Raw genomic sequence first — 12,810 nt, 5'->3', positions numbered from 1 at the left:
ACTTTTTTTACATTATTGATAAAATCTTTTATTGAAAGAAAAAACTTATTTTATAAAATTTTACACGAAATTATTTACTTTTAACTAAAATATAACGTGCTTTTATTGAGAGTTGGCCCTTGAAAAAGTCGAAAAAATGTCATTTTTTAATGCAGAAGAGTAAGGAAGTGTAATTTTAGAGCAGATTCTAAGCTAATAGTTTTTCTTTGCTTACAAGGATAATTTTGAAGATTATATAATACTAAAGGAAACCAGATAAAAGGGCTAAAGGGAAGTAAAAACAATCTATTTGTGTTCTTTTATTTGCTTTATACTGCTCTTAAATATAAATAAAAAGGCATCCTATCGGAATACAGCTCAGAAATGAATCATGGAAGGCATTATAAGCCATTACAAAGCTATTTATGCCTTGTAAATGATACTCTTTAGCAAAATTGAATAATGGAAAAATGAAGACAAAAAAAATAGCCCATAATTAAAATTATGGGCTACCCAGGCAATAAACTTAACTTAAACTAACCATAGTTTAAACCTTATATGCTTGTTTCTACAAGTCAAGCACAATTGTTTGAAATTCGAAAAAGGAATTTTTTAGTCTTCCTTTTTCGAAATAACTAACACAAAATATTATTATTGTGGTTTGTACACAAATGTCCAACCTGTTCCTGGATCTTTTAAACTTCTTGGCACATATAATACCAACTTGTCTTCTGTAAGTGTAATAACATTATACTCATTAGCAGTATTTCCTGCTTCATATCCTAAAATCTTTGAATTCTGAATGAATAGCTTTTTATTAGCAATATCCAAAACAAAGCTTCCTTTTTCAGCTGCTGCCGTAGCTGTTTGATAATGATTATAATTTGCTGCTCCATTTAAATCGAAGTGCATTTTTCCTGCAACATCTAACGGTGGACAGCAATCTCCAGCATTCCACCACGCACTCATAGCAGAATCAGGGTTGTCAGGAGGCGACATAAACCAGTAAAATGCACCTGTTCCAGCTGCACCGTCAAAAACCCAAGTTTTGCCTTCTGCAGTATTCTCACTTACCAAATCGTACCAATCTTGTTCTAAACGAGTATCCAATTGATCAATCTGCACATCTAGAGTTTTGGTGAAAAATTCACCTCCCAAAGATCCTACAAATGTAAACGTAGACTTACCTGGTATTGGATATACAATTGTTGTTTCATTGGTTAGGGCTTTTCCTAAGTTATAGTTCCAATATCCTACAACTCCTGGCGTATCCATAGTCAAAGTAATTTTATTACCTCCAGGTGTACTGTGAGTAACTTTCAAATCAACACCAGCAACGTCTGTAGAATTCGTCAAATGCTGCTCATCTACTATCGGGTCGCACGCTGAAAAGACAAGCGCAAACACAGCAATTAGTAAATATTTTATATTATGAATTTTCATCTTTATAATTATTAATGGTTATTACTATTACCAACCTGGATTTTGCGTATAAACTCCGTTTAATATTCTCATTTCTGTTTCCGGAATTGGAACCAAACCTTTAGTTTCAGGTCTGTATTTTACACTGTAATTAGCGTCAACACCAGAATTTCTAACTTGTATTACATCATTAAATGCTGCGTCGACATCACCCCATCTAATTAAATCAAACCAGTGTAACGCCTCAAAAGCAAGTTCATGCAAACGCTCTTCTTTTATTGCTTCAAGCGAATATCCAACTGGACCTAATTTTGCCCTTGCACGCACTAAATTCATCCCGTCTGCTGTTTTAGTAATTTCAGAATGCATTAATAAAACATCGGCGAAACGCATATATATAAAATCCTGAGCATGCATTAACTGCATATCTGCATTATTCCAAGCGTACATCTGAACAAACATACCCTTATTAGTTCCCGTACCATCATTATGCTGTAACGAAGTATATTTTTTATTAAAATAACCTGTTTCGTGATCTCCTTTGTCTTTCGCATAACCTCCTGTTCCCTGTTCTGGTCTTCCAACTTCTAGTATTGATCCTTTCTTTCTAGGATCAAGGTCTGACCATCCAGCGTATAATTTGGGATTCACGGTACACCAACCCCATCCTTCTCCAAACGGTACTAAAGAATTTCCACGTAAAGAGTTAAACAAAGCAAGTCTATTTGTGTAGATATTACCAGTACCATTACTCCAATTCCAATCTCCAAAAGAAAATCTTTGCACAAACATTGTTTCTAAATTTCCTGTCCCAAAGGTTGGGGCAGCACCGTCTTGTCCAACCCATGCCAGTCCTTCTGTAGCTGCCCAAGGCAATACATTTGTCCCTGCACTTTTATTTACATAAGAATAAGGCCAAAGATTTCTAAAATCAGATGCTAATTTATGTCCACTATTATTAATACAGTCATCCAAATAAGTAGCTACTTGCGTTGCAGTTATACTGCCTCCGTCTACTAGAGGTAAATCTGTAGTTGCTTGTTTTTCAATATTGGTCATATAACCTGTATAAAACAAGTACACACGCCCTAGATATGCTTCAGCAACCCATTTGTTAGCATGTCCGTATCTAGATGTCGGAATACTAGTAAAAGGTGTAGCTGGCATTGTCTCTATTGCAGCTTTTAAGTCAGAAGCTATAACAGCAAAAGTTTCAGAATAGGTTGATCTTGCTACATATCTATCTGCATCGTATGTCATAATAAGTGGTACTCCACCAAAAAACTTAGCCAGTCTGAAGTAGAAGAACGCTCTCATAAATAAAGCTTCTCCTAATGCCTGCTTTTTAAAATTTTCTGCTTCGATAGCAGTTTTAAAATAGGCAGAAAAATCTGTTCCCGGAACTGCTTCTATAATAGCATTTGCTCTTGAAATACCATTATACGATTGTTTCCACATGTCGTGATAAGTGTCTTCAACCGGGTCTTCAAAATTATCAACCCATTTTGCAGTTTTATCATCAGGACCTCCACCGCCCAGCATCATATTATCCATCAAGTTTGCAGCAACTTGCTCCTCACTATGAATTCCTACGGTATAAAGAGCATTGTAAACACCTGACATTGCTTCTTCAATGTCTGTTGGAGTCTTATAGTAAGACTTAACATCTTTTTCTCCAAGATTATCCTGATCCAGATAATCATCACAACTCGATGCGATAAAAATTACTGAGACCGCTATAATATATTTAAGTTTTTTCATTTCGATTGTATTAATATTAAAAATCTGCACTAAATCCAAACATTACTGTTCTCGATTGTGGATATAAACCTAAGTCAATTCCTGAAGCCCATTGAAAGTTATTGCTATCTCCTCCCCAACGAACATCTGGATCCATACCATCATATTTAGTAAATGTGTATAAGTTATTTACTGCAACATAAAATTTTAGATTACTCATAAACTTAACATCTTTCAATATTTCATTAAAATTATACCCTATAGTCAAATTATTAATTCTCAAATAATCGGCATTTTGCATGTAGATATCAGATATTTCGTTTGTGTTTCTATTTGATACTGCACTTAAACGTGGCATTTTGTTTGAAGTGCCTTCACCATGCCAACGATCAAAGACATCTGATGTATAGTTTTGTTTTGGCATATCAGAAAATGATCTATAAGACTGCATGATCTGCATTCCATATTTTCCAGCCATTGTAGTGTTCAAATAAACATTTTTATACTCAAAATTTAATTGAATACCTAACTGAAAATCTGGATTTGGATCTCCTAACATTGTTTTGTCATTTTCATCAATTTTACCATCATTGTTTAAATCTACAAAACGAACGTCTCCAGGGCGCTGATCTGCAAAATATGGCTGTCCGCCTGGACCTACATAAGCATCAACTTCTTGCTGATTCTGCAAAATCCCAGCAGTTTTAAATCCATAAAAATATCCAATTGGATAACCAATTTGTGCTCTAGAAATTTCAGAAGTTCCTTGCGATAATACGTGGCTTGGACCGTGAATTATACCATCAGCATTTGCAACTCTTGTAACTTTGTTTTTATTTGCTGCACCGCTCAGAGTAAGTCCGTATTTAAAATCACCTATTTTATCTTTCCAGCTTACAGAGATTTCAAAACCTTTATTTTCAATATCTCCACCATTGATGAAAGGAGGTGCTGCACCAGAAGTTCCTGGAGGTTTAGCTTCTACTAACCAATCTCTTGTGGTTTTGTTATACCAGTCGAATGTAATACCTAATCTTGAATTAAATAAACTTGCATCAAATCCTAAATCTAACTGTTCTGATGTCTCCCAGCTAACAGACGGATTTGGTACTCTCGCAGGATATGACGTTGGTCCAGAAACTGGTTTTGTATCTCCAAAAAAGTATCCAGGAAATGCGTATGCAATTGTAGAAGAATAATAAAATGGATTAATAGCTTGGTTTCCATTTTGTCCCCAGCTTCCTCTTAGTTTTAAGAAATTAAGTACACTTGAAGTGCTAGACATAAATTCTTCTTTTGAAATAACCCAACCCGCAGATACTGAAGGAAAATTACCGTATTTGTAACCGTTACCAAAATTAGAAGAACCATCTCGACGTATAACAGCAGAAAGAAGGTATTTTTCTTTGTAGTCATATTGCGCTCTTGCAAAATAAGACATAATACCACCGCCACCAGCAGCATAATCAAACCCGTTTGTGTTAATGTCTGATATTGAAGTAGGGCTTTTAGTATTATTTAAATAAGCATATCTTGGGTCACCAGGATATAAAAGTCCATTTCTAGAACCGCTTATCTCATTGTTAACCACATTTTTGATCTGCTCGATTCCGATAACAGCATTCACATTGTGATTTCCAAATTGTTTCTGATAAGAAAGTGTATTGGTCCAAGTAGAATTTGCTCCAAAATAAGAATTCTGTGAAGCGCCGTCAACGGCATCATTATACAAAACTCCTAAATGATAAACCGGGTTCATAGATCTGCCTTGTCCAAACCAAGAATCAATACCAAAAACCGATTTAAATCTCAAATTAGAAACAGGCTCAATTTCTACAAAAACGTTTCCTGCAATTTTATAATCTTTAGGATAGCTATAATTACTTCTGTAATATAATACCGCCAAAGGATTAGTTTGATTAGTAGATAAACCATCTAAAGTTGGTGAAAAACCAAATTCGCTTATATTTCTCTCAATCCCAGGCGCCCAATATGCAGGCTGTAATGGATTTTGAGTTAAAGCATTATGTAAATCATTACCATAGATATTTCCATTTGAAACTCCTCTATTTTGAGAACTTGTAAAAGTAACATTCTCACCAACAGTAATTATACTATGGCTTTCATTCTTTTTTAGCACCATTTGAGTATTGATTCTTGCAGTCAATCTTTTAAATCCAGCATCTACAAGATTACCTCCAATAATACCATCTTGATCATAGTAAGAAAGTCCTAATGAATAAGTAATATCTTCACTACCTCCTGTTACATTAAGTGCATGGTTAACAACAGGAGCATTCTTTTTAGACATTTCATTAATCCAATTTGTACCTGTCCAACCATTTTGAAGATTATTCCAAATTTCAGTACCATACTGAACTCCAGCTCCTGGGTAATTTGTTTCTAACCAGCTATTGTTTGTTAATATAGCTTGCCAGTCATGTGGTGCAAGTCCGTCATTAACACGCCCTTCGTCCATGATGTACATGTATTCTTGCGCATTTAAAGGATCTAAGTTTTTATAAATATTTTGAATCCCGAAAAAAGAATCATAACTAATTTTAGCTGGTCTTCCTTTACGACCTTTAACAGTAGTAACCAAAACTACTCCGTTTGCAGCTCTCGAACCGTAGATAGCTGCAGAAGCCGCATCTTTCAAAACATCAAGAGATTCAATATCCGATGGACTTAGATAATCAATATTACCAACAGTAACACCATCTACAATATACAACGGATTTGAGTTTCCAACTGTACCAAGTCCACGAATCGTAACTTTTGTACCTGCACCCGGCGCACCGCTGTTTCTTGTAATACTAATACCAGGCGCAATACCTTGAAGTGCCTCCATTGCAGATCCTGTGTTTAATTCCTGTAAAGTTTCTCCTTTGAAATTGGAAGAAGCACCAGTAATTAAGGCTTTCTTTTGTGTACCGTATCCGATAACCACAACTTCATTTAAACTTTGAGATACTGCTTTAAGAGCAATATTAAGCTTTGTTCTTCCGCCTATTGCCTCATTTACAGTTTCAAAACCAACAAAAGTGATTGTCAAAGTTCCGTTAGCGGGAGCACTAATCTGAAATTTCCCATCAAAGTCAGATGCAGTGGCCTTATTGGTTCCCTTTACTAAAACCGTCGCACCTGGGACGGGTAATCCACTTTCATCATTAATGGTTCCGTTTATCGTCACATCTTGAGCTAATGCGACTACAGAAAACAGTAAAGACGAAATACAAAAAATAAATAATTTTGTCAATTTCATTTTTCTAAAAATTTTGGTTAATTAATTAGTAATTTAATGCAATGATAATGTTAAATTTCAATAATTTGAGATTAAAATTCTTTACAAAAACACTTCAAACTAAATATTAAGACACTACAAAAACACAACATTTGTTTTTTAACTAATTAATTTACTGCATTTTAAACTTTAGAAAATTTTGTTATAAAAATGTTAATTAAAAAAAACGTATATTACATTTGCATATTGACAACTATTACGTTGTAATTTAAAAAAAATTCAAAAAACAATATTTGTAACGATTGATAAATCAATAATTTAAAATCAAAATAAAGCATTTCTAATAAAAATATATTTAAAATTTTATGAAATCCACAGTTCGGCTTATTACATTTATTCTGCTATTTTTCTTATTTTTTAAAGGTTTTTCGCAGGTAAAAAACATTGGAATTCCAGATATTAAAAATTATAAAAGGTCAGAATACAAAGGCGGAACTCAAAACTGGAGTATTGATCAGGATAAAAATGGCAATATCTATTTTGCCAACAATAGCGGTCTAATTCAATTTGATGGTTCAAATTGGCACAAATACTCTTTACCGAATAAATCTGAGATTAGAAGCTTAAAAATTGATGCTTTAGGAAGAATATTTGTTGGAGGTAATAATGAATTTGGATACTTCAAAAATGATGGTAAAGGAATTTTAAAATACTACTCTCTCTATAATTTATTAAGTCCAATAGACAAGGAAAACATTAATTTAATCTGGAGAATTCATATTTTCAATGGAGAAATTATTTTTCAATCGTTCAGCAAGGTCTTTTTTCTAAAAAATGAAAAAGTTACTACTCTTACCGCTCCTCACAAATTTCAATTTTCCTTTTTAGTCAACAACCGTTTGTACTTTCAAGACAAGACCTTAGGCGTGCTAGAATATAAAAACAGAAGGCTTACAGCAATAAAAGGCACTACAGTTTTTAACGACAAGGAGATATGGTCTCTTTTTCCATTATCAAACAATAAATTACTTTACGCAACTTTAGAAAAAGGGCTTTTTGTTTCAGAAAACGGCGTTATTAAACCGTGGGCAACTGAAGCCAATGAATTTATCAAAAAGAATACTTCGCTTGGCGGATCAATTATTAAAAACAAGTTTATAATACTCAATTCGGTATTAGACGGGGCTATTATTTGTGATTTAAATGGAAAAATAATTCAACATTTAAATCGACAAAAAGGAATTCAAAACAATACGATTTTAGCTTCATTTGTTGACAATAAAAGCAATATCTGGCTTGGACTTGATAACGGAATTACTTTTATAAATGAAAATTCTCCCTTTTCTTACTTTGATTACAGTTATAATATAGGTACAGTATACGCTTCGACGACATATAACGGAAATCTTTACGTAGCAACAAACCAAGGACTATTTTATCATTCTTGGGGAGATTCTTTTAAAGACAGTCCGTTTAAAAGAGTCGAAGGAACTATCTCCCAAGTTTGGAACATCCAAGTCTTAAACAATGTACTAATATGTGCCAGCAACAGCGGGGCATTAATTATTGAAAACAATAAGGTATCTAAAATACTGGACAATAAGGGATATTTTGGATTCAAGAAAATACCTGATCACGAAAATCATATAATAGGCGAAAGTTATAATGGATTTTCAGTTTTTAAACGATCTGCCACTGGATATGATTTTTTACATCAGGTTAAAGGTTTTGACGAAACAACCAATAATTTTTCTGTAGAAATAGACGCAAATTACTTATGGATGAAGAAAAACCCTTTCTTATACCAGGTAAAATTGTCTGAAGATCTAAAGAGATTTGATTTTGTTAAAAAACACGTTAACATAACCGAAAAATACAAAGGAGTAAATAGTCTCCAGAACATCAATAATAAAGTCTATTTTCAAGTAAAAAACCACTTTTACAGATATTCTGTAGAGCAGGAAGCCTTTTTTGAAGATAAAAAAATTACCAATTTATTTAACGGCATCCCAACAATTAATACTTTAATTGAAGATTCGGCAGGAAATCTATGGTATTCATTTAACGAATCGCTAGGGGTATTGGTTAAAAACAAAAACGGCACTTTTACAAAAAAACAAGCCATATTTTCCAACTTAACTGGAAATTTGGTAAACAATTATATTTCAGTAAATACAATAGATCCTCAAAATATTTTTATAGGATTAACAGATCGTTTGGCGCATTATAATTCGACAATACCAAATACTTTTATGACAAAGCCAAAAGCTTTTATCGAAAGTTTTTCGAATCCAGGAGATACTATCTTAACTGGTAATTTGCCCAACAAACTGGATTCATACAGCATACCGTATAAATACAATAGGGTAAAATTTACTTTTGCATCGCCAACATACGAAAATCAAGAAAACGTAATGTACTCCTATAAACTGGAGCCTTTTGAAGAAAACTGGCGCGGATGGTCGTCTACAGCCATAAAAGAATATACGAACTTAAGAGAGGGAAATTATGTAATGAAACTGAAAGCCAGAAACAGTTATGGCATCGAATCGAACGTTACTGAGGTTGAATTTACAGTTTCTCCGCCTTGGTACAGACACTTTTTAGCTTATTTATTTTATCTGATACTCATTTTACTTGGCGCTTATTTGATTTCGGTTAGAGTTAAGCTCAAGATTAGAAAAAACAGATATTATGAAACCATCGAACAGAGAAGACTATATTTAGAAAAGGAATCAAAAATCAGACATGAACAGCATGATTTAGAAAAAGAAATTGAAAAACTGAAGAACGATAAACTTCAGATAAAAATATTAGCAAAAGATAAAGAACTAGTAAACAACTCTTTACAGGTTGTAAAAAAGAACAAAGTATTAAACGGAATCATTCATAAATTGAAAGATATTGATACCGGAATATTAGATGAAACTACAAAAGCCGAGTTTAGCAAACTGCACAAAAGCATTGTAAAAGAAGTGAATACCGATAAAAGCTGGAAGGACTTGGAAAAGCACATTAAAAACGTGCATTTTGAGTTTTTGAAACGCTTGAAGGGACAATATCCGACGATTTCGCCTCGAGAATTAGATTTATCGACTTATTTATTAATGAATATGTCTACAAAAGAAATAGCCGAAATTATGAATATTTCAACAGGCGGTGTAGAATTGGCTCGTTATCGTCTAAGAAAAAAGTTAGGGCTAAACAAAAAAGAAAACCTGATTGGATTCTTAATGAGCATTTAAAAAAAATAAGCCATTCGCTACGGAGAATGGCTTATTTTTTTTATGAAATATATTCTAAAGTTCGTTCTAAGGCCATGCCTCGCGAACCTTTTATCAATATCATGTTAGAATTAAATCGAAAGGTTTCTAAAAACGATGAAAATGCGTCAAAGGTTTCAAAAAACTTTACATTTTCATCTGAAACAAGATTTGCATAAAACGATTTTCCAATTAAGAAACATAATGCCTGATCTTGAACAACCAAAGAATCAACAATAACTTTATGCTCGTAAAGGCTTTCCTCTCCCAATTCGAACATATCACCAAGAATCATAATCTTGTTTTTCTTGTCCAATTGCAGAAAATTGGTAATTGCTACTGCCATACTACTCGGATTAGCATTATAGGCATCTAAAATGATTTCATTAGAACCTTTCTGCATCATTTGAGATCTATTGTTTGCCGGAATATAATTCTCAATAGCACTCTTTATATCACTTTCTTTGACCTCAAAATATTTTCCAATTGCTACAGCCGCATTGATATTATTGGCGTTGTAAAGGCCTATTAAATGAGATTCGATTCCAAAATTATTATAATCAATAGCAACAAAAGGATTTGCTTTAATATTCTGAATATTCAAATCTGCATTTTCTTTTTTTACTCCGAAAGTAAATGATTTAATTCCTTTCGATTTCTCGATCTGAATAGGATCTTCCAGATTAACAAAAACTGTTTTCTGGTTTGCTGCAAGATATTGATACATTTCACTCTTACCCGCAATTACGCCTTCAACTCCACCAAAACCTTCTAAATGCGCTTTTCCAAAATTGGTTATATAGCCAAAATCAGGCTGAGCAATTTGGCATAAGAATTCTATTTCTTTTTGATGATTCGCCCCCATTTCAACAATTCCGATTTGAGTTTCCTTTGTAAAAGAAAGCAGTGTTAGAGGCACCCCAATATGATTGTTTAAGTTTCCAATAGTAGCTTTTGTTTTAAACTTTTTTGACAGCACAACATTGATTAATTCTTTTGTTGTCGTTTTTCCGTTACTGCCAGTCAAGGCAACAATTGGAAGCGCCAAATAAGTTCGATGAAATTTTGCCAATTCTTGAAGTGTTTCCAAACTGTTTTTTACCAAGATAGTCCGATCGTCAATAAAATAAGATTCATTGTCTATAACAACAAATAAAGCACCTAAATCTAACGCTTCTTTAGCAAATGTATTAGCATCAAAATTCTCTCCCTTAATAGCAAAAAACATCGAATTCTTTTCGATTTTTCTTGTATCTATAGACAAAGAACTGCACTGTAAAAACAAGTTATGAATGTCTTGAATATTCATTTATAAAAATTATTTACATTATAATAAATAAGCAATAAAAAAATTCCAAATTCCAAAAGCTGAGTAATTCAGTTGGAATTTGGAATTTTTTTTATTGATTTTCTAGAATTTAGTTTCTAGGAGATTTTCTTTTTTCTGCTTTAGAACCTACTCTAGACATTGCACATCTGAAACCAATATAATCAGTTGCCATATCTTGAGGGAAGTATCTTCTTTGAGCTGGATCTAACCAGTAAGCTCTATCTCTCCAAGAACCTCCTTTGTAAACTCTTACTTTATCGTCGATTAAAGTTGTACGTTTACTAGAGTTATCATACTTTCTGATCATTTTCCCTAGACTATCAGTAGTGATATTATGTTTTGGAGAATTGTACATTGCTTGATCTGCTTTTGATCCTGATTCAGAATCTCCAAAGTCAAAATATCTTGAAGATTGTTTATCACCATCTCTGTAATTGATATTGTCGCTTGTACTGAAATTTGTTCTTAAATATGTTTCTTGTTCGTCAACCGGTACTTGAGCAATTTCACCTGGAAGGTTTCTTGCAATAACTTTACCGTTACTTAAAGTATCATATTTAATGTTTGAAGTAGAGATAATTTCAAGTTTACCATCTTTACCAATTTTGTTCTTAGCGTATTGGTTTCCTCTGTAGTAGTTGAAATCATTTGCTTCGTTATCGATAATAGGTCTGTAAACGTCTGCTACCCATTCTGCTACGTTTCCAGCCATATCATAAAGACCGAAATCGTTTGGTGCATAACTTTTTACTTCATTAGTGATATCAGCCCCGTCATCTGACCAACCTGCAATTCCACCGTAATCACCATTTCCTTGTTTAAAGTTAGCCAATTGGTCACCTTTATTTTTACGTTTGTTAGAACGTGTATAATCTCCAGACCAAGGATATTTCTTTTGTCCTTTATAGATATTGTATTCTCTTTGTCCAACATCTGCAGCAGCTGCATATTCCCATTCTGCTTCAGTAGGAAGTCTATATTCTGGTAAAATAACACCAGATGAACGCTGAGCATAAACATTTTTCTCTTCAGGAACTACACCGTCTTTACCAGCTCTAGGTTTTCTTCCGTTAGGGTTTTTCTTTAATACTAATTCTTCATTTCCACCATAAGTAGTAGATGGAGAAGCAAGGTAAGCTTCAGTATTAAATAAACTTTCAGCACTTACATCATTTGTTTTTGCGCCTTTTTTAAGATAACCGCTTTTCTCTAAAACAGCCTCGTTTACACGGTCTGTTCTCCATTTACTAAACTCAACTGCTTGAATCCAGTTAACACCAACTACAGGATAGTTAGCATAAGATGGGTGTCTTAAATAGTTATTAGTCATCGTTTCATTGTATCCTAAACGATTTCTCCAAACTAATGTATCAGGAGATGCTCCTTCGTAAATATTCTTGTAATTTTCTTCTGTTGGTGGAAAAACTTTCTTTAACCACTCTAGGTATTCTAAGTACATACCGTTTGTAACTTCGGTTTCATCCATATAGAATGATTGAACGTGTTGTTGAGTTGGCGTGTTATTCCAATCGTGCATAACATCATCCTGTACTTTACCCATAGTAAACGTACCTCCTTCAACAAAAACCAAACCAGGACCAGCCTGTTGTTTTTTTCCTGCATTTCTGGCAGAAGTTCCATTCTGACTATCAACATCCCAGCCAGTCGCTCGAGAAGCGTGAGAGGAACTCGATTTTTTGCTACAACTAGCCGTGCCCAACATCAATACTATTGACATCATTAATTGCAAGACTACAATTTTGTTTACTTTCATACTCATTCTTAGGTGATAAATTTAGGTGCTGCAATATAATAATTAACATTTAATTGGC

6 protein-coding genes are annotated in these 12,810 nt (G+C 33.5%); 1 reads left to right on the top strand and 5 read right to left on the bottom strand.

Going from position 1 to position 12,810, the window contains the following annotated elements; all coding sequences use genetic code 11:
* Window positions 1-630: 630 nt before the first annotated feature.
* The 3 genes from EG814_RS12055 to EG814_RS12045 are packed head-to-tail and all read right to left on the bottom strand — an operon-like array spanning window position 631 to window position 6,406.
* Window positions 631-1,422: a hypothetical protein gene (locus tag EG814_RS12055; RefSeq protein ID WP_125722195.1), complete on the bottom strand. Its 792-nt coding sequence runs from the start codon at window positions 1,420-1,422 to the stop codon at window positions 631-633.
* A gap of 27 nt (window positions 1,423-1,449) precedes the next feature.
* A complete protein-coding gene (locus EG814_RS12050) occupies window positions 1,450-3,162 on the bottom strand; it encodes a RagB/SusD family nutrient uptake outer membrane protein (RefSeq protein ID WP_125722194.1) in 1,713 nt (570 codons plus the stop codon).
* Between the two features lie 16 nt (window positions 3,163-3,178).
* On the bottom strand, window positions 3,179-6,406 hold the full coding sequence (locus EG814_RS12045) for a SusC/RagA family TonB-linked outer membrane protein (protein ID WP_125722193.1): 3,228 nt from the start codon (window positions 6,404-6,406) through the stop codon (window positions 3,179-3,181).
* 344 nt (window positions 6,407-6,750) lie between these two features.
* Between EG814_RS12045 and EG814_RS12040 the strand changes: the two genes are divergently transcribed.
* Entirely contained in the window at window positions 6,751-9,630 is a 2,880-nt protein-coding gene (locus EG814_RS12040; RefSeq protein ID WP_125722192.1) for a helix-turn-helix and ligand-binding sensor domain-containing protein, read from the top strand.
* Window positions 9,631-9,670: 40 nt separating this feature from the next.
* Here the strand turns inward: EG814_RS12040 and EG814_RS12035 are convergent, their stop codons facing one another.
* Together EG814_RS12035 and gldJ are read right to left on the bottom strand one after the other, a co-directional pair.
* Complete coding sequence (locus EG814_RS12035) at window positions 9,671-10,957, bottom strand: UDP-N-acetylmuramoyl-tripeptide--D-alanyl-D-alanine ligase (protein WP_125722191.1); 1,287 nt, start codon at window positions 10,955-10,957, stop codon at window positions 9,671-9,673.
* A 109-nt stretch (window positions 10,958-11,066) separates the two neighbouring features.
* Window positions 11,067-12,752: a gliding motility lipoprotein GldJ gene (gene gldJ, locus EG814_RS12030; protein WP_125722190.1), complete on the bottom strand. Its 1,686-nt coding sequence runs from the start codon at window positions 12,750-12,752 to the stop codon at window positions 11,067-11,069.
* Window positions 12,753-12,810: the final 58 nt, after the last annotated feature.

Source organism: Flavobacterium ustbae (assembly GCF_003946915.1).
Lineage (GTDB): Bacteria > Bacteroidota > Bacteroidia > Flavobacteriales > Flavobacteriaceae > Flavobacterium > Flavobacterium ustbae.
The sequence above is the reverse complement of the archived record's forward strand: the minus strand, read 5'-3'. Positions and strand labels throughout refer to the sequence as shown.

Excerpts from the sequence above, each read along its gene's own strand:
- EG814_RS12040 (WP_125722192.1), top strand. The coding sequence starts at position 6,751 with ATGAAATCCACAGTTCGGCTTATTACATTTATTCTGCTATTTTTCTTA.
- EG814_RS12035 (WP_125722191.1), bottom strand. The coding sequence starts at position 10,957 with ATGAATATTCAAGACATTCATAACTTGTTTTTACAGTGCAGTTCTTTG.
- EG814_RS12045 (WP_125722193.1), bottom strand. The coding sequence starts at position 6,406 with ATGAAATTGACAAAATTATTTATTTTTTGTATTTCGTCTTTACTGTTT.
- gldJ (WP_125722190.1), bottom strand. The coding sequence starts at position 12,752 with ATGAAAGTAAACAAAATTGTAGTCTTGCAATTAATGATGTCAATAGTA.
- EG814_RS12055 (WP_125722195.1), bottom strand. The coding sequence starts at position 1,422 with ATGAAAATTCATAATATAAAATATTTACTAATTGCTGTGTTTGCGCTT.
- EG814_RS12050 (WP_125722194.1), bottom strand. The coding sequence starts at position 3,162 with ATGAAAAAACTTAAATATATTATAGCGGTCTCAGTAATTTTTATCGCA.